Genomic DNA, 19,385 nt, shown 5'->3' with positions numbered 1-19,385 from the left:
GCCGTGAGCGATGCCTCACTGCTCTCATGAGGTTCATGGACGGCCAGGTCGTCGACACGATGTCGATCGCACAGTCGTTGACGCCCGAGCGCCGCCGGACGATCGGGATGTCGTTGCCTCGGACGCTGGCGAAGATCCACGCGGCCGATCTCGAGGCGACCGGGCTGACGGGTCTGGCCGGCCACAACCCGTACGCACAGCGTCAGTTCAAGAGGTGATCGGGCCAGTGGGAGAGGTCCAGGACCCGCGAGTTGCCCGCCCTCGAGGACCTCACTCGGCGCCTCGTCGCTGCCGTCCCCGGAACAGCGCGAGCTGACGCTCGTCCGCGGCGACTTCCATCTGCTCAACGTCATCACCTCCTGCGACAGCGGGGAGGTGTCCGCGGTGCTCGACCGGGAGTTGTAGACATTGGGGGATCCGTTGGCGGACATGGGCAGCCCGCTCCCCCTGCGCCGCGAACTGCGCGGGGTGACGTCCGCGTGACGAGCCGGCTCGGAAGGTGGCGCGCAGCCGGGCGACGAGCTCGACGGGCTGCTCGGGCGCAGGCTTGATCATGGTTCCCTCACAGGTGCGGTACGTGGACGGGGGCGCCGGGCCGCCGCGGGGCAGGCCCGGCGCCGGCGTCGGCAGGGCATCAGCCGCGGTTCAGGATGTCGATGATTTTCCGGGCGAGCTGCTCGGAGGAGGCGGGGTTCTGGCCGGTGTGCAGATTGCGGTCCGCCACCACGTGCGCGCTGAACGGGGCGGCGGCGGCAAAGTCGGCACCGAGCTCCACCAGGCGGTCCTGGAGCAGCCACTTGGCCTTCTCGGCGAAGCCGGCCATGGTCTCCTCGGCGTTGGTGAAGCCGGTCATCCGGTAACCGCCGAACGGCCAGCTGCCGTCCTCGCGCCGGGCGGCCAACAGTGCCGCGGGGGCGTGGCACAACACCGCGAGCGGCTTGCCGGAGTCCAGCGCAGCGGTGAGCAGGCGGCCGGACACGGCGTCGACGGCGAGGTCCTCCATGGGGCCGTGGCCACCGGGGTAGAGGACGGCGGCGTACGCGTCGAGATCCACCTCCTCGAGCTTGACCGGGTTCTCCAGGTCGGCGCGGATGGAAGCCAGGTACTCGGCGATGGCGTCGGCCTGCTCCTTGCCGCCGGTGGACTCGGCGGCGAGGCTGACGGCGTCAACGGTCGGAGCGACGCCGCCGGGCGTGGCGACGGTGACGTCGAACCCGGCCTCGCGCAACAGCCGATGCGGTGTGGCGAGTTCCTCGGCCCAGTAGCCGGTGGCGTGCAGGGTGCCGTCGGCGAGTGTCCAGTGGTCGGAACCGGTGACGACGAACAGAACTGCGGTCACAACTGTCTCCTTCGGGAGGTGCGCGCGTCGCGCGGTGGTGGGGGTCTTCTCGTCCGGCAGGAGGGTGCCGGTGATGGTGCGGAAGTCATGGGTCAGGCGATGGTGACGATCACCTTGCCGCGGGTGTGGCCCTCCTGGTTGAGCCGCTGAGCGTCAGCGGCCTGCTCGAGCGGGAATGTCGCGGCCACGTCCACGCGCAGCTGCCCCCGCTCCGCGAGGACGGTGAGCGCCTCGAGGTCCTCGGCGTCGGGCCGGACGAAGACGTACCGCCCCCCGAGACCGAGGACGGCGCCGTCGGCGACGGAGGCCAGGCGGCCGCCTTCGGCGAGCAGCTCGGGCGAGAGCTTCAGGGCTTCGCCGCCGATCAGATCGAGCACGGCGTTCACCCCCTGCGGCGCCAGTGCGTTGACACGGTCGGTAAGGCCCTCGCCGTAGGCGACCGGCTCGGCGCCGAGCCCGCGCAGGTAGTCGTGGTTGCGCTCGCTCGCCGTGCCGATGACGCGGGCGCCGAGCGCTCGGGCGATCTGTACGGCCGAAGAGCCGACGCCACCTGCCGCGGCGTGCACCAGTACCGTGTCGCCGCTGCCCACCTTCAGGGCGCGAGTCAGCGACTGGTAGGCGGTGAGACCTGCGAGGGGGATGCCTGCGGCCTCCTCGAAGGTGAGGTTGGCGGGCTTGCGCGCGAGGGTGCGGACCGGTGCGGCGACGTATTCGGCGAAGGTGCCGCGGGAGACGAAATCCTCACGGACGTAGCCGATCACTTCGTCGCCCGGTGCGAACTCGGTGACCGAGACACCGGCCTCTTCGACGACGCCTGCCACGTCCCAGCCGGGGATGACGGGGAAGACGGTGTCCATGACGCCGTCCAGGTACCCGGCTTGGATCTTCCAGTCGACCGGGTTGACCGAGGCGGCCTTCACGCGGACCAGTACGGCGTCCGGGGGGAGCTTCGGGTGCGGGACGTCGCCGTATTCGAGGACGTCCGGGCCGCCGTAGGTGCGGTAGGTGATGGCCTTCATGGTGGTGCTCCTTGCTGTGGTGGTGCGGTCGTGCGGTGGTACGGGATCGCAGTGGTGGGGACCGGATGGGTCGTCAGGCGGCCGCGGTGGCGGCAGCAGGCTCGGAGGCGGGCCGGTGTGCCGCACGGGGCGCCTGTCGCTGCCGCTTCAGGCCGAGCAGTGCGATGGCCAGGACGGAGGCGAAGGCGGCACCGGCGAGGGTGAAGCTCAGGGTGAACTGGCTCTCGGCAGGCAGTGGCGGCACTCCGGCCGGAAGGTTCTCGATGGTCCGGGAGGCGAGCAGCGTCGTGATCAGCGCACTGCCGATCGAGCTTCCGACCGAGCGGGAGATGGAGTTGATGCCGTTGGCGACGCCGGTCTGGTGGGGCGGCACTCCCGCGACGATCAGTGCGGGCATCGCGGCGTAGCCGAGGCTGATGGCCGTCCCCACGGCCATCCCGGCGCCGATCACCGAGGGGGCCGAGGAGTGGGCGGCGGCCAGCCACGCGAATCCTGCCGTGCCGATCACCGCGCCGAGCGCGAGGGTGAGGCGTGGGCCGATCCTGCGGATCAGCAGGCCGCCGAACTGGGCGGCGACGAGGGAGGCGATCGTGCTGGGCAGCAGGTACTCGACGGAGGCGCGGAGGACGGATGCGCCGAAGCCGTAGCCCGCGATGTCCTGCGGTATCTGAGCCAGATAGGAGATGCCGAGGAACTGGGCGAACATCCCGAATCCGACGAAGAGGCCCGCGAGGTTGCTGAACAGCACCGGGCGGTTGAGGAACATCGTCATGTCGACCAGCGGTTCGCGCACGCGGGTCTCGGCGAAGGCCCAGACACCCGCCATGACGACCGCTCCGGTGAAGCTGCCCAGAGTGCGTGCGGAGGTCCAGCCCCACTCGTGGCCCTGGGATATCGGCAGCAGCAGCAGGACCAGGAAGAGCCCGAGGGTGAGGGCGCCCAGGATGTCGGTGCGGCCGCCGGTCTTGGTGCCGCTCGCCGGTACGAGGAGGACGACGGCGAGGAGTGTGACCGCAGCCAGCCCGGCGGCCATCCAGAAGACGGGGTGGTAGTCGGCGTTCTCGCCGCGCGTCAGCAGGCCTGTGGTGACCAGTGCGAAGCCGCTGCCGAACGCCAGGGTGCCGCTCACCAGCGACATCGCTCCGGGCAGCCGGTGGGCGGAGACCTCGTCGCGCAGTACCGACAGCGCGAGAGGGAAGATCGCCGTGGCGGCTCCCTGGAGAACGCGGCCGGCGATCAGCCAGAGGAGCGAGTCGGTGGTGGCCGCAAGGACCGAGCCGGCGATCATCACCACCAGCACGCCGATCAGGGTCGGCTTCTTCCCGTGCTGGTCGCCCCGGCGGCCGAGCAGGGGAGTGAAGACGGCTGCGGAGAGCAGGGTCGCGGTCGTGACCCAGCTGACCTCGGCGGCACTACTGCCGAGGCTGGTCCCGATCAGACCGAGTATCGGGACCACAAGGGTCTGCATCATCGACACGACCATGGCGGCGAGGCTCAGGACGAGGACGACCGCGATCTCATGTCGGTGTCGGCCGGGTGACGGGTCTACGGTTCGGGGCACTGGGGCTCTCTTCGGGGCGGGTGGCGCGGGAGCCGGGAGAACAGGCTCGGCTCGGAAAGCCAGATGCTTGATGAACTCAAGCAACGACGGTGAAGGTAAACGTCAATGGTTGAGGAAGTCAAACGTTGAGCTTCACCTAGACTGGAGACATGTCCCGCACCCCCGCCACGCACTCGGCCCCCGAAACTCCTGACCTGAAGGGGGGCGACCCCGCTTACGTCGACCTCCTGGAGCGCTTGGCGCGCGCTGCTGCCGGGTACTACCGGGACCTCGCCGCGGCGGCCGCGGTGCAGGGGCTCACCATGACGCAGGCCAAGATGCTCATCCTGCTCCGGCAGCCCCTGCCCATGCGCGCTCTCGCGGGACTGCTCGCCTGTGACGCGTCCAACATCACCGGGCTCGTCGACCGGCTGGAGGCTCATGGGCTGGTCTCCAGGCACCTCGACCCGGCCGATCGGCGGATCAAGAACGTGGTCGCGACGGAAAAGGGCTTGGAGGCGGTCCGAGTGATCCGCGCCGACATGCGGGCCACCTCTGCGGCCTTCAACCGTCTCGACGACGAGGGTCGCCGCAGCCTCTACGAGCTGCTGGGGCGCCTGCACCCCGACGAAACCGTCTGACCCACCCGCCCGGGTCCCCCGGACGCCACGCGCGATCCGCGAGTGGGTGGCCGGGTACGCCGCCCGGCGCGACGGCCTTCAGGCGTCACCACCGGCCAACCGGATCCCGGCTTCTGCGTCTGCGCGTTCCAGTGCGCCCGCCTCGCGGGGCGGGCCCAAGGGCCCCGTCGCCCGGGGAGTGGGGCCACTGTTCATGCCCGTACTGACCGGCGCGCCTCCATGTCTCCCTCGCGGAGGCGGGGCGCACGGTCACCGTCGAACTCGGACGCAACGAACGGTGGGGAGGGCGGTCGATCCCACCGGACACGGGCGACCGGGGCCGGCTCCGAAGCGGCACGCGTCACCCCGCGGGGACGTCACTGTCCGGCTGTGTGCCACGGCGCGGGCCGGGTGTGGCGCGCCGTCGGCCTCCCGCCGTAGGGCGTACACCGGCCGCACGTCACCGGGGAGAGGACCGAGGTACTCGTGGCCGGTCATGTGGCACCAGGCGGGCAGGTCGAGCGGGGCGGCGGTGTCGGTGGCGATGCTCGTATCGTCCGCTCACCCAAGCCTCAGTGAGATGCAGCGTCAATGCCTCGAACAAACCCGGCCCACTCCGGAGTCACTGGCGGCGCGCGGACGACGCTGGCAGTGGATTGAGCGAGCGCGAAGGGTCAGCCGAAGGTCGAGACGACGGCCGACGTCTGACCAGAGGAGATCATGGTGATCACGTCCTCGGGCGTGCCTCGTGAGGCGGTGAAGTGGAAGACCTTCCCGGTCTCCTGTGCGGCGGTTCTCCACTCGGGGCCGGCGGGGAGTGTCCCGCCGTACCAGTGGCGCCCATCGGGCTGGCGGACCAGCATCTGGTCGCCGGTCAAGGTCGTGTGCCAGCCGGGACACGGCTCTGCCCACGTGAGACTCGCAGCTCGGGGTGTTCGCTCTTCTGGGTGACGTAAGGGGTGACCTCTCCACGCGGGAAGGCGCTCAGCGCCTCGTCTCGTACCTGGTCAGGGTCGTGCCGCCGGGAAGCGTCCGAGTCTCCACGAGGTTGAGGTTCACCCAGTTGTCCAGCGCGGTGAAGAACGGCGTGCCGCCGCCCACCAGGACCGGTGCGGTGGCCAGCACGTACTCGTCAATCAGCCCTGCCCGCATGGCCGCCCCGGCAAGCGTCGCGCCGCCGATGTCCATCGGGCCGCCGTCCTCGGCCTTGAGCCGGGTGATCTCGGCGACCGCGCCGCCGGTGACCAGGCGGGTGTTCCAGTCGACCTTGTCGATCGTCGAGGAGAACACCACCTTCGACATGTCCCGCCAGCGGCGCGCGAACTCGATCTCCGCCAGGGTGGCGTTGGGCTGCTGGTCGCCGGTCGGCCAGTAGGAGCTCATCGTCTGCCACAGCTTGCGCCCGTACAGCGTCAGGGCGGTCGCCTGCAGCTGGTCGGACCAAAACTGGAACAGCTCGTCGCTCGGCACGCTCCAGCCGATGTCGTCGCCGGGCGCGGCGATGTAGCCGTCCAGAGTCACGTTCATGCCGTAGATCAGTTTCCGCATGCCGTCAGCCTTCCCTGAGTCGGTCTCACGCGTACAGACCGGCGCGGCGCGGGAAACTCATCGGTGCGCGATCTGAGCCCACATGTAGTCCTCGTGCTCGGCGGCTCAGCCGCAGACTCGTCGTTCCGCCGAGGAAATGGCAGCGATCTGAGACTGATCTTGGGTGCCATCGCGGTGAGACAACAGAGAACCAGCAGGTCACAGAAGATCGACATGTCATCGGCGGCGAGACCCTAATCCGGTATCAGGTGGCGCCGGACGGAGGCCTCGTTGCCTAGAGGTCCCAAGGCCTTGGTAGAGAGCGGCAGCGTTCCGGTGCCACCAGGCGTCAATTTCTAGAGCGATGCTGACTCGTTGGTGTTGGTGGTTCGAGCCCGCCATCGCGGTGACCTCTTCATTGACCCGAGCTCTCCAAGCTCCTGGGCAGACCGGGGCCCGCGGGTGAGCTGGTGCCACGAACGGCTACTGAGGTGGCGGACCGGCCCTCGCGTCGAGTCCTGGGATTAGGTCGCTGCGTGGTTCCGCATGCGCTCGTGACAAGGGAAAACAGCAGCTATTGGGGAGGACAGTCTTGATCAACTGCGGCATCGACTGGGCGGAGAAGACGCACGACGTCGCCCTGGTCGACGACAAAGGCGAGTTACTCGCCAAGCGGCACATCACCGACGACGCGGCCGGCTACAGGATTCTGCTCGACCTGCTCGCGGAGTACGGAGGCAGCGAGGAGAACCCGATCCCCGTGGCGATCGAGACGTCCCGTGGCCTGGTGCCCGGGTGCTCGCCGAGATCGGCGACGACCGCACACGGTTCGCCGACGCCCGAGGCCTCAAGGCGTATGCCGGCTCCTCGCCCGTCACCCGAGCCTCCGGCCAAAAGTCATCAATCACCCGGCGCTGGGTGAAGAACGACCGGCTCAACCACGCCGGTTACCTCTGGGCCTTCTCCGCGATCACCGCCTCACCAGGCGCTAGCCCACTACCGGCGCCGTCGCAACAACCACGCAGACTGGCACGCCGCCGCCCAGCGCAACCTCTTCAACCGCATGATCGGCCAGCTCTACCACTGCCTCCAACAGAGCCATCGATATGACGAGGCACTGGCCTTCCCAGCTCCACCCGACGAGGTGGGCTCAGCGGCCGCATAACCAGAGGTCTTATCTCACCTGAAGCGATCAGAAGCATGCCTAGCGGGGCAGGCGGCCCAGCACAGCACGGAATCTCTCCCGCCCTGCCGTGACGCTCGCGTTCCACAGGCCTGAGGCGTCACCGCTCAGCGAGAGGGACTGGAGCCGTTGTTCCTCGGCGAGCAGGCTCGCACCCACCACGTTCTGGTCCAGCATCCCCATCGAGGTGAGCGCCGCATGGCCGCAGGACACCGCGTCGTCAGCACTTCCCGAGCCGTGGGCTAGCAGGGCATACCGCAGGCAGAGGACAGCGAAGAAGGCGTAGGTGTCGGCGACATCAGTGATCCCCTCCTCGTCAGGCTGAAGCTCCGGGAACCGCTCCAGCAGGCGTACGCGCTCGGCGGCGTCGACGAGCGGCCGGTCGGCATGCCAGAGATCGCGCACGGACTCCGCAAAGAAGTCCAGATCGGCTTCCCGCCCCGGCGCGCCCGCCCGCAGGCCCACGAACAGTGGCGCCATGCGTTCGGTGCAGGCGGAGACATACAGGCGAATCGCCTCGCCGCCACCGTCACGAAGCGCCTCCGCGACGGCCTCCTCGACCAATGTCTCCACGTCCCACCCTTATCCCGTTCGAGCAGATCGACAGGTTACACAGCGGGCTGACGGCCACAGCTTGACGACTACAGTCTGCAGGTCCTCAACGGCACCGCCCGCCAGGTCCACGGCGCCGACGTCGCGGTCATCGTCACCAACGGCCGCGTCACGGCGCCTGCCGTCGTCTTCGCCAAGCAGCAGCGCCTCGATGTCGTCGACCGCCACACCCTCGGTGTGTGGGCGGCCGGCTCACGCCCCTTGTGGGAACTGCTCCGGGCCGTCCCACCGCCCCGCAAGCCGACTGCCCTTTCCTGAAGCTGCCCCCGCAACTGCCCGTCCCCAGACCACGAAGAGGAACCACATGCTCGACAACGAGCAGCAGCGCACAGGATCCAGGTTGTACTCCAGCGGGGCTGGGCCGGCTCTTCCGTAGCGCCGGTTGTCCGGGCTCGCTCGCATATCCGCCGGGGGCGGCTCAGCGGGGGCAGCGGCAGGCACCCTGGGCAACCAGATGCCGCGCGTACGGGGTGGGCATGGCCTTCATCTGGACGCCGGTGCGCAGCGGCTTCACGAGATAGCGAAAGCCCTTGATCGGGCCGTGGCAGATGAACCCGGTGGGCGTTGGGATGCCGATGCCGTCGGGGAGACGGTGAAGCCCAGCCCGGCGTAGAAGTCCGTCAGCTCCGGCTCGTGCGGGGCGAGCAGTACCGCCCAGCTTGCCCGCCGCGTGCGAGCCTGCGGCCTGTTCCTACATGCGTGACGACGAGGTCATCGTTTACGCGACGGCGGATCCCCGTACCGGCATAACGCCATCCCGCCTGTGGCATTTCTTCCGGTACCGCGTCGAGGCCCGATGTGAGACGTCAGTGCCGGCGGAGACCTGGCGGGTCTTTGGATGACTGGCTCATCGACCACGAAACCGGTATCGATCTCGACGTCTGGGGCATGAAGTGGCACTGCCTGTACCCGGGGGCCAAGCTTCTCCCCGAGTCGGAGGGCGACCCCGCCGCTGGCCGAAGTGATCTCGGGATCGAATTCCGCGAGGCCCGCATTGAGACCAACGTGCACAACCTCACCCTGCTCTTCTCCGGGCTTCAGGTGACCGAGGTCCCGGTCGGATACACGCCCTTCGTCACGGAGTAGTGATCAGGGTTCGTCTGATCGACGTCTGCTCGTAATGTGGTCTTGCACCTGCGGGCCCGGTCGCCGCCGCGTTGGTGCTCCTGCATGGCCGTTTCGGCACCGCGTTCACGGCAGGAAGCGAATCCAGTGGCTCGCTGTCGCGGCCAGGCCGCTCACGCTGACGCCCCAGGTCAGCAGCGCGAGCGATACACGCATCCGCAGGTGCCGCCCCGCGCTGACCTCAAGGCCCGTGCAGTTCAGCTGAAGGTGCCAGGCATGTCCAGCCGCGACTGTGCCGTGCTGCGTCTGACTCATGTTCCTTCTCCGTTTCGGTCCGACTGATGTACCGGCTCAGTGAGCAATGGAACTGTCAGGAGCGTGCCTGCTGTTGTGTTGTCCATGCGGCGCGGTCACGTCCTCGCCGCTAAGGTCGGGACAAGCCCTGGTTGTCCCGGTGTTGTCCCGATCGCGACCGAGGGCGGGTCAGGGGGATGGGGGACGATTCTTGGCGAACACGCAGCGTGGCCGACCGTGGAGTGACCTCGATGCCGACGCGGACATCACCGAGGAGGCCGCCCGGCTGGCGCAGTTCCTCCGCGAGCGGGTGACCGCCAGCGGCGCCAATCTTCGGTCGCTGGAAGGCAGGATGCCGTATTCCCGGTCGCAGATCAGCCGCATCCTCGGCGCGAAGGTCCTACCGGACGAAGCCTTCGTCGACGCGCTGCTCGCGGCGACCGCGACCAAGGACGCGCGGACGCGCGAGACGCATTGCCGACGGGCCGAGACACTCCTGGCCGCCGCACGTGCCCCGCGGCAGGCGTCCCCTCCGCTTTCGCCGGAAGTGGCGGCCGAAGTTGCCGCTGTGCAGGCCAGGCACCTTCAGACCTACGAGCAGCTGACACAAACACTCGACCAGCGAAACGAGTTACGCGAGGCCCTTACCAGGTCGGAGAAGATCGTCTTCGTCCTGTCGGCCATGCTCCAGGTCCAGAACCAGCGCATCAACACACTCACTCAGGAACGGGACGGCCTCCTCGGCAGCCGGGCGGCCTCGATCGCCGAGGTCCAGGAGAGGCTGGACCTCGCCTGTGACCAGGAAATGCGCACCCGCGAGGAATTGCAGCACGCGCAGCAGCGACAACAGCGGGCCGAAGCCCTGCTCCGCCGCTCGCAGGCCGAAGTCGAGCGCCTCAGAGGTGAGCTGGAGCGCCTCGGCGCGGGCGGGGCCGACCCCGATGGGGGCATCGCCGACGAACCACGGACCGTTTCTGTTTCGCTGCCTCCAGCCGTGGCGTCCCTCGGCGACTCTCCGGCCGCAGCCGACATGGCCAGAGCACTCGACCGGGCGGCGGCAATCGGGGTGGAGGACAACGAGATCCTCGATCAGGCGGAGCACCGCCTCGCCCACTTCCCGATCCCGCGATCGGGGCTCCTTGAGGGGTTACTGGACCAGCTCTCCGAGGGCGCCGTCGCCCAGGCCGCAGCCGCCTCCCTGCCCCACCTGGATCTTCCGTACGGCGGCGACGCGCGCCGCCTGCTCGACGACCTCAGTGGCAGGACCGTCGACGAACCCCTTCACCTGATCGCGCGATTCGTCGAGTTCGGGGCTGCCCTGGCCGAGGACGAGCTCGGCGCGCAGCTGCGGGCGTGGAACGACACGCTTGTCCGAGAGGACATGATCTCCGCCGCCGCACTCGGAGAGATTCGGACCGCTGCCGGTCACCGACCTGCTTCCGAAGCGCCGACAAGTGTGGTCGCCCGACTGCGACGCCGACGCAGGCCAGTGGCCCAAGGCGTGGCCGCCGCCGTGATCTCACTCACGGCAGGCTTGGCGCTGAGCACATTCGCGGCACCGACCGACGACGACGGCAAGGACGGGCCCGTGGCGAAACCGTCTGCTTCCGTCACCCCCCACGCCTCTCCTCCCATGGCCACGGCCCCGCTGTCACCCACGCCCATCACCATGACGCTGTCCATGAGGCTTTGGACGTCGGCAGACGGCGCGGCACAACGCACGGCAGACCTTCGCGGACAGATTCCCCGCATCAATGCGGCGCTGAATGGCCGACAGCCTGTCATGGTGCTCATTTTCACGAGCTCGCCGACGGAGTCCCTCCCGTTGGCCTCCGACATGTCCCAGGACCTGGCACGGCTGCTGCCCAAGGAGATGGCCTCCATGCGGCAGGCACAGTTCAAGGCCTATTGGAGGGGCGGCACGTCCGGCAGCGTGCAGTTGGAGATCTACACACCTAAAGGCGCGACTGTGCAGCCTTCGGCTTCGGATCCGTTGTCCAGCGCCTGATCCGACGGGTACCTGCTCGAGGGCAATCGCCGGTTCCGGCAGCAGGACAGGCCTCACATCGGCGGCTGCCGTACCGGGTTCTGCCGGCTGATGGTGCCCGCGCGGACCTCCGCGGGACGCCGGTGCATGGACTGCTCGGCGTTCAAAGCGGCGGGCGCCGACCACGGTCCTCCACCGCTGCCGGCATCCGACGGCGCAGCGCCCGGGGTGGTGGGGGTGCCCCTATGTCTTTCGAGGCGTCTGTTCGATCACCGAGTCCCAAGAGCATTACGACACGGCTGCTTACGCGTCGGGATGTTCCGGCAGGGCGAGCCAGTCCGACCAGGAGATCTCGCGGCCGAGGAAGCGCGGCTGCTCGAACGGCCAGACGGCGGAGATCCACTGCGGCACCAGCGCGTCGAGGGCTTGCTCGACCTTGCTGCCCACCAGCTCGTCCACCACCCACCAGGAGATCTCGCCGTCGGCGCCGGCCCTCTCCGGTGGGTCGATGTAGACGCAGCCGAGCAGAGCTGTCTCCGCCGCGTCGAACAGCGCGTAGTTGAAGGATTGGTGTGCGGCGATCTCCTTCTCGTGCCGCAACAGGTCGGCCTGGTCAGCCTCGTAGGTCATGGTGGGCGCGGGCCAGCCCCAGGCCGGGCCGAAGATGGTCCACAGCCGCTCGCGCGAACCCATCACAGCCGGATAGTCGAGCGGGGTGTCCGCCTCCCGGATCGGCCGCAGGTGATGACCACTGTCCGGCAGCGGTACCAGGACGGGGTGGACGAAGTCATCGGGAAGCCAGCTCATGGCGCCCGACCGTAGCAGCGCGCGCGTCCGTCCGCTCCCCCGAATTCTCCTCGTACCGCCAAGCCCTGCTCTCATGCCGGGCAGGGCCCGCGATCAACCGATCGAGACTCCCGTTCGATCGACGGACTCCGTGATCGGTATGGCAACGGCTTCAGAGCTCGAGGATGCGGCTCTTCTGTGCCGCGAACTCGGCCTCGGAGAGCACGCCTTGCTCCTTGAGCTGAGCGAGCTCCTTCAACTGCGAAATCTTGGTGTCCATCGGCACTGCAGGTGCAGGTGCAGGTGCGGGTGCCGGAGCGCTGTAGGCCTCGCGCGACGCCGCGGCGGTCTGCCCGTAGTCCTGTTGCGCCCATCGGCCGGCCTGGCGGCGCGAGACGCGGTTGGAGACGGCGGTGGCGGTACCGGAGATGACTGCGGTGCGGGCGACCCCGCGAAGTAGACCAGGCATGACAGGTTCCTTGTTGTCGGGCAGGCGTCGGCCGTCAGGAGGCGGATCCGGCCTCGACGGCCTCCAGAGCCGCCATGAGGTCCTCGGGCGGGATCCTTCCGTTGGCCACCATCCGTGCTCCGCTGCGGCGCAGAGCCGCTGCCAGCGGCGCGGCCCACACGTTCTCGTACACGATGACGCCCGCCGAGTTGCCGGGTTCAAGGACGGCGGCGGCCTCCTGGAGGTCGTCCTCACCGAGCAGGCCCGAGGAGGCGCCCTCGAACACGGCCAGGTCGAGTTCTCCGTCGCCGTCCATGTCGGTGAGCCTGAGCGCTCTGACCGAACCGTCTGCCTCTTTTCGGACGAAGGACAGGTCGAGGATGCGGATGATGCGCCGCTCGACGAGTTCGAGCAGCAGGGGCAGGCCTTCGCCGGTCATGCGATTGCCCGGGAACTCAAGGATCAGGTAATCGACAGGGCCCATCTCGGAGAGTTCGTCGTCGCTCATACCGACTCCTCGTCTGGCGGCTTCTCGCCTCCGATGGTGCGGCAGCCGCGCCCGCAACCGCGCGCAATGCCACCTTCCATTCCAACACCGCAGGACCTGGCACGCACCTTTGGGACGGCCCTGGCCACCACTCTCCTTGCGGCGAGGCGGGCACCGTCCTGCTGGACGCCTGCCACATCGCCGGCCGCACGTCACGCAAACGGCTGCCTCCTTACCAGACCAGCCCATGGGAAGGCTCACCCAGCCGTTGTTGGTGCGGGAGCAACTTTCCCGGCCCGCCCATGCCCGTGAGTCTTGCGGGCTCCCGGATCCGGGAGCTGTTCCAGCTGGGGGTGGTACAGGGAAACGTGCCAATCAGCGTCGGAGTGATCTCCTACGCCGGGCAGCTCAACTTCTCGTTGGTCGGCGACGCGGACACCGTCCCGGACCTGGACATCTTCGCCGCCGGGATGTCGCAGGCGCTGGACCGGTTCTGATCGCACACGTCCCGGAAAACGAGTGCCCCGGTCGCACCGACCGGCAGCCGCATCGCGCCCTCCTGCGGTCTGGCTTGTACGCGCCGATGCCTGTTGGGCCGGTCCGACCGGCACCCAAACGCGGGCTTCGAGGCTGGAGGCCGACCCATCCACCCCGACGATCACCGGATCACTCACTGCTCACTCTCCCATCCCTGACAACCAGCACGCGCCTCCTCTGTCAGCTTCCAGCCTCGGCGCAGCCGCCCACCCAGGCCAGGGGCCATGAGGCTGATTGGGGAGCCGCTCGGCCCGCCCTGTATCCCTGACCCGGCCGGGCGGGGCGGCCGGGTCGCTGATCCCCCACCGGGCAGCAGTCCGCCGCGGACGGCTCGGTGACGCACGTCCAGCCTCCACCGGCAGGCAACGCCCTGCATGTGGGGAGGCGCGAGGAACAGTGGCCGGGGATGGGGGAAGCCGTGGCGTGGCGGCGCTCGACGGCTGGGGTCACGCTGGGAGGACAGAGAACGGACGGCGGCGTGGAGACCTCTTGGGGGTGCCATGACTGGTGCGGACGGGCGTCGGCCGATCGTGGTGGGCGTCGACCCCGATCCCTCGAGGCGGCTGGCGCTCGCCTGGGCCGCCGACGAAGCGGATCGGCGTGCCCTGCCGCTGCGGCTTGTCCATGCCCAGGGCGTGCCGACCCGCGGATACCGGTCGGGGGAGGTACGGCCGTCCTGGGAGGAGTGGAACCGGGCGCTGCACGGCCTGGGTGACCAGGTGCTCAAGGAGGCGGTCGCCTTCGTCGAGTCCCGGCGTCCGGCGGTGGAGGTGTCGACACTGCTGGCGGAAGGGGAGCCGGCCTGGGTACTGCGTGAGGAGGCGCGGAGCGCCGCACTGGTCGTGGTGGGCTCCTGGCACCTGAGCAGACGGCGCGAGATGTTCACTTCCGCCTCTGTGGCGCTCCCGCTCTCCGCCCACGCTCCCTGCCCGGTGGTGGTCGTACCGGAGCCGGAGCACATCACCGAGGAGCCCCCGTACCTCGTTGTCGGCGTCGACGGCAGCCCGCACTCGGCTGCGGCCGTGGATGTGGCCTTCGAGGAGGCGGCCCTGCGCGGAGCGCTCCTGCGGGCCCTGTACGTGTGGCATCCGCCGCTCCTCGGTGTCCTCGATGAGGAAGCCGCGGTGCGGGAGTGCCGCCGGGTGCTCTGGGAGGCGGTCGCGGGCCGCACCGCGTCGCATCCGGACGTGGAGCTGCACCACGAGGTCGTCCGCGGACACCCGGTGCGGGTCCTGTCGGAAGCCTCGGAACACGCCCTCGGCCTGGTCGTGGGAACCCGGGGGCACGGAGGATTCATGGGCATGCTGCTGGGCTCGGTGAGCCAGGGCGTGCTGCACCAGGCCCACTGCCCGGTCATCACGGTCCCGGTGTGAGGCGACGAATGGCCTGGGCGCCTCTGCCCCGGACGACCCTCGTGCCGTCGGCCGGCCCGTCGCGCCATGAGAAGGCGCCGCCGGTCGAGGGCGGCGAACCGGCGAAACGTCCGCCGAGCTCCCTGGAGTCCGCGATGGCAGCCTCATCCACTGCTCTTCGTTCAATCCGGCCGATTCCACCGGCGACGAGGACTTCGTCACTGTATGGGATCGGATGATGCGCACCGGTACGGACCCGCTGGTACCGGACGGAGGGAGGGACGATGCGGTCGGTGCCGCGTCCGGTTCCGGTGCGCGTCCCCCGGTACGGGAAGTCGCTGCCGATGAGGTTTTTGCCGTGCTGGGCACGTCACGGCGCGGCCTGTCGGCGGCGCAGGCACGGACCAGGCTGGAGGGGTACGGGGCCAACGAACTTCCGCGGGCGGGGCGCCGCGCCGTGTGGCGGCAGCTGGGGGCGCAGTTCACGGATCTGTTCGCCGTGGTGCTGATCGTCGCGTCGGGGATCACCTTCCTGGCGTATTCGCTGGAGCAGCCGCGGGACGTGGGGACCCTGCAGCTGGCGGTGGCGATCCTGGGGGTCGTGGTGCTGAACGCCGCCATCGGCTTCGCCCAGGAGTACTCGGCGGAGCGGACGGCCCAGGCGCTGGAGGCGATGGTGCCCCACACCTGCCGGGTACTGCGCGGCGGTGAACGGTTGGAGCTGCCGGCGCGGGAGCTGGTGCCGGGCGACGTGGTGGTGCTGGAGGCCGGCGACGCGGTGTCGGCGGACTGTCGGGTCGTCGAGGCGCACGAACTCGCGGTGAACAACGCGCCGTTGACCGGGGAAAGCAACGCCGCGGGCCGTACGGCCGATCCGGTGGCGGCCGGGCCGCCAATGGAGGCCCGCAACTGCGTGTTCATGGGGACCGATGTCGTCGCGGGGTCCGGACGGGCCGTGGTGTTCGCCACTGGTGCGACGACCGAGTTCGGGCGGATCTACAGGCTGGCCGCGGCGGCTCCTCGACAGAAGACGCCGCTGCAGCACCAGGTGGCCGACATGGCCAGACGGGTAGCGGGGGCTGCCCTGGCGATGGGCGCCCTGGTGTTCGCCGTGCGGCTGCCGACCGGGGAGTCCGTGGTGTCCCTGTTCGTGTTCGCGCTGGGGGTGATGGTGGCGCTGGTGCCGGAAGGGCTGCCCGCCACCCTCTCGGTGTCACTGGCGATCGGCGTACGGAGGATGGCGCGCCGCCACGCCCTGATCAAGCAGTTGCTGGCGGTTGAGGCGCTCGGGTCGACCACGGTCGTGTGCACCGACAAGACCGGGACGCTCACCCAGGCGGAGATGACCGTCACCCAGGTGTGGGCGGGGGGTGTGACGCACCCGGTGAGCGGTGTGGGGTACGCCCCCAGCGGTGAGGTCGCCGACGCGGCAGCGGTGCGTGGGCTGCTGCGGGTGGCGGGCCTGTGTTGCAACGCCCGTCTGGTTCCGCCCGAGGGCCCTGGGGGCCGGGAGAACTGGCGGGTGCTCGGCGACACCACCGAGGGAGCGCTGCTCGTCGTCGCCGCCAAGGCCGGGCTCGACCTGGGCGCGGAGGAGGCGGTGGCGCCGCGGCTGACGGAGTTCCCCTTCGACTCGACCCGCAAGCTGATGACCACGGTGCACAAGAGCGGCCCGGCCTACCAGGCGTGCGTCAAGGGAGCGCCCATGGAGTTGCTGGCGCGGTGCACCGGCATGGAGTGGGAGGGGCGGTGGGGGCCGCTGACCGAGGAGAAGCGGGCGGTGGTCGTCGCGGCGAGCGACGCGCTGGCGTCGCAGGGGCTGCGGGTGCTGGCGGTCGCGCGGCGGGAGCTGGACGGGGCCCGCCCCGCGCAGGAAGAGGCTGAGTCCGGGCTCACGCTGCTCGGCATGGTCGGCATGCTGGACCCGCCGCGTCCGGAGGTCACCGACGCGGTCGCCGCCTGCCGACGGGCCGGCATCCGGATCGTCATGGTCACCGGCGACCACCCGCTCACCGGAGAAGCCGTAGCCCGCCGGGTGGGGATCGTACGGCGGTCGGATCCGGTGGTGGTGACGGGTGCCGGGCTCGACGCGATGGACGACGAGGCGCTGGACACGCTGCTCGCGGAGTCGTCCGAGCTGCTGCTGTGCCGGGTCAGCCCGGAGCACAAGATGCGGGTGGTCAACGCCTTCCAGCGGCGGGGCGAGGTGGTCGCGGTGACCGGGGACGGTGCGAACGACGCCCCGGCGCTCAAGCACGCGGACATCGGCGTGGCGATGGGGGCCTCGGGTACCGACGTTGCCCGGGAGGCGGCCTCGATGGTGCTGCTCGACGACTCGTTCGCGTCCATCGCGACGGCGGTACGGCTCGGCAGGTCCGTCTACCAGAACATCCGCAAGTTCCTGGTCTACGTCTTCAGCAGCAACATCGGCGAACTCGGCCCGATCCTGGCGGCGACGTTCGCCGGGTTTCCGCTGGTGCCCATCAGCGCGGTGCAGATCCTGGCGATCGACCTGGGCTCGGACGTGATGCCCGCCCTGGCGTTGGGCGCGGAACGGCCAGAGCCGGACGTGATGGACCGCCCGCCGCGCTCCCGGCGCGAGCGGCTGTTCTCGGCCGCGGGGGTGGGACGGATCCTGTTCCTGGGCGGCATCCAGGCGCTGGGCGTGTGCGCCGTGTTCTTCTGGCACATCCATTCCGCCGGCGTCCCGTTCGAGGACTTCACCGAGGACGATCCCGTCTACCGGGAGGCCGTCACGCTGGCCCAGGGTGCGATCGTGTTCAGTCAGTTCTTCATCTCGCTCGCGGTGCGCACCGACCGGGAGAGCGTCCTGAAGGTGGGGCTGCTGTCCAATCCGGCTCTGCTGGCGGCAGGCGGCTTCGGTATCGCCCTCATGGCCGCGATCAGCTATGTGCCGCTGCTGCAGGCCGTCTTCAACACCGCCGCGCTCGACGCCGCCGACTGGGCGGTACTGGCCGGGCTCGGCACCCTCCCCCTGATCGCGGACGAGGCCCGCAAGGCATGGCTGCGCCGCCGCGCGGACCGCCGGAAAGGAGTCCCACGGTGAAGGTGATCGTCGTCGGCTGCGGACGAGTGGGGTCCATGCTCGCCGGTCTGCTCGCCACCGAAGGGCACGACGTGGCTGTCGTCGACCGCCGTCCCAAGGCGGCCCAGCGGCTGCCCGACAGCCCCCGCATCCGCTTCCACGAGGGCAACGGCTACAGCCGCGGCGTCCTCACGGCCGCCGGGATCGAGCACGCGGACGCCTTCGTGGCCGTCACCTCCGGGGACAACAGCAACATCGTCAGCGCGCGTACGGCGAAGGAGACGTACCGGGTGCCGATCGTCCTCGCCCGCATCTACGATCCCCGGCGCGCCGACATCTACCGCGAACTAGGCATCCCCACCATCGCCAGCGTCCGCTGGACCGTGCACCAGCTCCATCAGATGCTGCTGCACCGCCACCTGAGCCCCGAACTCAGCTTCGGCAACGGAGAGACCCTGCTCGTCCGTTCGGAACTGCCCGACTACCTCATCGGGCGGCGGCTGACCGAGTTCGACATCGACGGTGAGATTCGCGTCGTCGAGGTCACCCGTGGGGGCCGTTCACTGATACCCGCGCACAGCACGCCCGTCCAGGCGGGCGACCTGGTCACCTTCGCCGTCGCCGCCACCGCGCTCGGCAGACTGCGCGGCTTTCTCGACAAGGAGCTGGGGACGTGAACGTGCTCATCGCCGGCGCCGGACGGCTCGGCACCCAGATCGCTCAGGTGCTCTCCGCAGCCCGCAACGAGGTCACCCTGATCGACGTCGACGACGACCGTGTGGCCGAGTTGGAGAGCCGTATCCCAATGGTGCGGCTGGTCGCGGGAGACGCCTGCGAACCAGCCCTCCTGGAACACGCCGGTGCACTGACAGCCGACCTCGTCGTCGCCACCACCGGGGACGACGAGGACAACCTCGTCATCAGCCTGCTCGCGAAACGGCAGTTCGCGGTGCCCCGAGTGGCCGCCCGCGTGAACGACGCCGACAACGCCTGGCTGTTCGACGGGCGCTGGGGCGTCGACGTCGCCGTCCCCGCCGCCACCCCGCTGATCTCCCTCATCGAGGAGGCCACCGGGGCCACGGACACGGTTGCCCTGCTGCGGCTCAGCAAAGCAGGCGTCGACGTCATCGAAACGGTCATCACGCCACAGTCCAGGGCCGTGGGCCGGGCGCTGGGTGGCGTCCGGCTGCCCGAAGGGACGGTCGTCGCCACGATCGTCCGCGACGGTCAGCCCACTGTGCCGGATCCGGCCATTCGGCTTCAGGCCGGGGACGAACTCCTCCTCGTCTCGCACTCCGCGACCGAGCAGGAGATCCACGCGGCGTTCCAGTGAACCACCCCGGATTCGGAGTCCCGAACGGCCACCGCCTGCTGTCCTGGCAACCCAGCGCCGCCAGCTGTCAGGTGTCCGGCTGCCGACCACCGTTGGAGTGGCGGATTACAGCGACTCGATCTCCGTCGGTTCCGGACTGCGGATGCCTCACCTCTCACCTCCAGGTTTCCCCTGGCCACGCTTCGCTGCCTTGGGGAGGGGCGGTCACTG

Annotated in this window: 19 protein-coding genes and 4 pseudogenes; 12 read left to right on the top strand and 11 right to left on the bottom strand. The window is 69.6% G+C overall.

Annotated features, from left to right (window positions below):
* Window positions 1-26: 26 nt before the first annotated feature.
* Complete coding sequence (locus MDN94_RS33360; protein ID WP_482729555.1) at window positions 27-218, top strand: hypothetical protein; 192 nt, start codon at window positions 27-29, stop codon at window positions 216-218.
* A 52-nt stretch (window positions 219-270) separates the two neighbouring features.
* Here MDN94_RS33360 and MDN94_RS33355 read toward each other — a convergent pair whose 3' ends face one another.
* The 4 genes from MDN94_RS33355 to MDN94_RS33340 all read right to left on the bottom strand — a co-directional run bounded on the left by MDN94_RS33355 (window position 271) and on the right by MDN94_RS33340 (window position 3,919).
* Window positions 271-555 carry a hypothetical protein gene (locus MDN94_RS33355; protein ID WP_482729554.1) on the bottom strand — a complete coding sequence of 95 codons (285 nt, stop codon included), beginning with the start codon at window positions 553-555 and terminating at the stop codon, window positions 271-273.
* A 79-nt stretch (window positions 556-634) separates the two neighbouring features.
* On the bottom strand, window positions 635-1,339 hold the full coding sequence (locus tag MDN94_RS33350; RefSeq protein WP_482729553.1) for a type 1 glutamine amidotransferase domain-containing protein: 705 nt from the start codon (window positions 1,337-1,339) through the stop codon (window positions 635-637).
* Between the two features lie 92 nt (window positions 1,340-1,431).
* Window positions 1,432-2,358: an NADP-dependent oxidoreductase gene (locus MDN94_RS33345; protein WP_482729552.1), complete on the bottom strand. Its 927-nt coding sequence runs from the start codon at window positions 2,356-2,358 to the stop codon at window positions 1,432-1,434.
* A 73-nt stretch (window positions 2,359-2,431) separates the two neighbouring features.
* Window positions 2,432-3,919 (bottom strand): MFS transporter, encoded by a 1,488-nt coding sequence (locus MDN94_RS33340; RefSeq protein WP_482729551.1) that lies wholly within the window; start codon window positions 3,917-3,919, stop codon window positions 2,432-2,434.
* A gap of 149 nt (window positions 3,920-4,068) precedes the next feature.
* Between MDN94_RS33340 and MDN94_RS33335 the strand changes: the two genes are divergently transcribed.
* Window positions 4,069-4,539 carry a MarR family winged helix-turn-helix transcriptional regulator gene (locus tag MDN94_RS33335; RefSeq protein ID WP_482729550.1) on the top strand — a complete coding sequence of 157 codons (471 nt, stop codon included), beginning with the start codon at window positions 4,069-4,071 and terminating at the stop codon, window positions 4,537-4,539.
* 653 nt (window positions 4,540-5,192) lie between these two features.
* On the opposite strand, the gene MDN94_RS33330 is transcribed toward MDN94_RS33335, so the two are convergent.
* Entirely contained in the window at window positions 5,193-5,396 is a 204-nt protein-coding gene (locus MDN94_RS33330) for a hypothetical protein (RefSeq protein ID WP_482729549.1), read from the bottom strand.
* 106 nt (window positions 5,397-5,502) lie between these two features.
* On the bottom strand, window positions 5,503-6,066 hold the full coding sequence (locus MDN94_RS33325) for a dihydrofolate reductase family protein (protein WP_482729548.1): 564 nt from the start codon (window positions 6,064-6,066) through the stop codon (window positions 5,503-5,505).
* A gap of 556 nt (window positions 6,067-6,622) precedes the next feature.
* Between MDN94_RS33325 and MDN94_RS33320 the strand changes: the two are divergent.
* Together MDN94_RS33320 and MDN94_RS33315 are read left to right on the top strand one after the other, a co-directional pair.
* Window positions 6,623-6,769, top strand: a pseudogene (locus tag MDN94_RS33320) (IS110 family transposase); the annotation flags it as partial.
* A 53-nt stretch (window positions 6,770-6,822) separates the two neighbouring features.
* Window positions 6,823-7,210 (top strand): annotated as a pseudogene (locus tag MDN94_RS33315) (transposase); the annotation flags it as partial.
* A 39-nt stretch (window positions 7,211-7,249) separates the two neighbouring features.
* Here the strand turns inward: MDN94_RS33315 and MDN94_RS33310 are convergent.
* The gene (locus MDN94_RS33310; RefSeq protein WP_482729547.1) at window positions 7,250-7,801 is read right to left on the bottom strand and encodes a hypothetical protein; all 552 of its coding nucleotides are present in this window, start codon (window positions 7,799-7,801) and stop codon (window positions 7,250-7,252) included.
* Window positions 7,802-7,876: 75 nt separating this feature from the next.
* On the opposite strand from MDN94_RS33310, the pseudogene MDN94_RS33305 reads away from it, so the two are divergent.
* Window positions 7,877-8,098 (top strand): annotated as a pseudogene (locus tag MDN94_RS33305) (restriction endonuclease); the annotation flags it as partial.
* A 431-nt stretch (window positions 8,099-8,529) separates the two neighbouring features.
* Window positions 8,530-8,926: pseudogene (locus MDN94_RS33300) on the top strand (YxiG-like protein); the annotation flags it as partial.
* A 105-nt stretch (window positions 8,927-9,031) separates the two neighbouring features.
* Here MDN94_RS33300 and MDN94_RS33295 read toward each other — a convergent pair.
* Window positions 9,032-9,220 (bottom strand): hypothetical protein, encoded by a 189-nt coding sequence (locus MDN94_RS33295; protein ID WP_482729546.1) that lies wholly within the window; start codon window positions 9,218-9,220, stop codon window positions 9,032-9,034.
* A gap of 190 nt (window positions 9,221-9,410) precedes the next feature.
* Between MDN94_RS33295 and MDN94_RS33290 the strand changes: the two genes are divergently transcribed.
* Window positions 9,411-11,207 carry a helix-turn-helix domain-containing protein gene (locus tag MDN94_RS33290; protein WP_482729545.1) on the top strand — a complete coding sequence of 599 codons (1,797 nt, stop codon included), beginning with the start codon at window positions 9,411-9,413 and terminating at the stop codon, window positions 11,205-11,207.
* 282 nt (window positions 11,208-11,489) lie between these two features.
* Here the strand turns inward: MDN94_RS33290 and MDN94_RS33285 are convergent, their stop codons facing one another.
* From MDN94_RS33285 to MDN94_RS33275, 3 genes are all read right to left on the bottom strand, one after another.
* A complete protein-coding gene (locus MDN94_RS33285; RefSeq protein WP_482729544.1) occupies window positions 11,490-11,993 on the bottom strand; it encodes a GNAT family N-acetyltransferase in 504 nt (167 codons plus the stop codon).
* 151 nt (window positions 11,994-12,144) lie between these two features.
* On the bottom strand, window positions 12,145-12,441 hold the full coding sequence (locus tag MDN94_RS33280) for an SHOCT domain-containing protein (protein ID WP_482729543.1): 297 nt from the start codon (window positions 12,439-12,441) through the stop codon (window positions 12,145-12,147).
* Window positions 12,442-12,475: 34 nt separating this feature from the next.
* The gene (locus tag MDN94_RS33275; protein WP_482729542.1) at window positions 12,476-12,928 is read right to left on the bottom strand and encodes a DUF6325 family protein; all 453 of its coding nucleotides are present in this window, start codon (window positions 12,926-12,928) and stop codon (window positions 12,476-12,478) included.
* Window positions 12,929-13,086: 158 nt separating this feature from the next.
* Between MDN94_RS33275 and MDN94_RS33270 the strand changes: the two genes are divergently transcribed.
* The 5 genes from MDN94_RS33270 (at window position 13,087) to MDN94_RS33250 (ending at window position 19,175) form a co-directional block, all read left to right on the top strand.
* Window positions 13,087-13,404 carry a WS/DGAT domain-containing protein gene (locus tag MDN94_RS33270; protein WP_482729843.1) on the top strand — a complete coding sequence of 106 codons (318 nt, stop codon included), beginning with the start codon at window positions 13,087-13,089 and terminating at the stop codon, window positions 13,402-13,404.
* A 540-nt stretch (window positions 13,405-13,944) separates the two neighbouring features.
* Window positions 13,945-14,817: a universal stress protein gene (locus MDN94_RS33265; protein WP_482729541.1), complete on the top strand. Its 873-nt coding sequence runs from the start codon at window positions 13,945-13,947 to the stop codon at window positions 14,815-14,817.
* A 214-nt stretch (window positions 14,818-15,031) separates the two neighbouring features.
* Window positions 15,032-17,863 (top strand): cation-translocating P-type ATPase, encoded by a 2,832-nt coding sequence (locus MDN94_RS33260; protein WP_482729540.1) that lies wholly within the window; start codon window positions 15,032-15,034, stop codon window positions 17,861-17,863.
* Entirely contained in the window at window positions 17,860-18,519 is a 660-nt protein-coding gene (locus MDN94_RS33255) for a potassium channel family protein (protein WP_482729539.1), read from the top strand. Before MDN94_RS33260 ends, MDN94_RS33255 begins: the two co-directional genes overlap by 4 nt.
* Window positions 18,516-19,175: a potassium channel family protein gene (locus tag MDN94_RS33250; RefSeq protein ID WP_482729538.1), complete on the top strand. Its 660-nt coding sequence runs from the start codon at window positions 18,516-18,518 to the stop codon at window positions 19,173-19,175. Before MDN94_RS33255 ends, MDN94_RS33250 begins: the two co-directional genes overlap by 4 nt.
* Window positions 19,176-19,385: the final 210 nt, after the last annotated feature.

The organism is Streptomyces sp. WAC00040 (genome assembly GCF_056835925.1).
Note: the sequence above shows the minus strand (reverse complement) of the source record. Positions and strands in the feature narration are given on the sequence as shown.

Bases quoted from the DNA above. Each gene is read 5' to 3' on its own strand.
- MDN94_RS33360 (WP_482729555.1), top strand. From the start codon at position 27: ATGAGGTTCATGGACGGCCAGGTCGTCGACACGATGTCGATCGCACAG.
- MDN94_RS33355 (WP_482729554.1), bottom strand. From the start codon at position 555: ATGATCAAGCCTGCGCCCGAGCAGCCCGTCGAGCTCGTCGCCCGGCTG.
- MDN94_RS33345 (WP_482729552.1), bottom strand. From the start codon at position 2,358: ATGAAGGCCATCACCTACCGCACCTACGGCGGCCCGGACGTCCTCGAA.
- MDN94_RS33335 (WP_482729550.1), top strand. From the start codon at position 4,069: ATGTCCCGCACCCCCGCCACGCACTCGGCCCCCGAAACTCCTGACCTG.
- MDN94_RS33325 (WP_482729548.1), bottom strand. From the start codon at position 6,066: ATGCGGAAACTGATCTACGGCATGAACGTGACTCTGGACGGCTACATC.
- MDN94_RS33295 (WP_482729546.1), bottom strand. From the start codon at position 9,220: ATGAGTCAGACGCAGCACGGCACAGTCGCGGCTGGACATGCCTGGCAC.
- MDN94_RS33285 (WP_482729544.1), bottom strand. From the start codon at position 11,993: ATGAGCTGGCTTCCCGATGACTTCGTCCACCCCGTCCTGGTACCGCTG.
- MDN94_RS33280 (WP_482729543.1), bottom strand. From the start codon at position 12,441: ATGCCTGGTCTACTTCGCGGGGTCGCCCGCACCGCAGTCATCTCCGGT.
- MDN94_RS33275 (WP_482729542.1), bottom strand. From the start codon at position 12,928: ATGAGCGACGACGAACTCTCCGAGATGGGCCCTGTCGATTACCTGATC.
- MDN94_RS33265 (WP_482729541.1), top strand. From the start codon at position 13,945: ATGACTGGTGCGGACGGGCGTCGGCCGATCGTGGTGGGCGTCGACCCC.
- MDN94_RS33260 (WP_482729540.1), top strand. From the start codon at position 15,032: ATGATGCGCACCGGTACGGACCCGCTGGTACCGGACGGAGGGAGGGAC.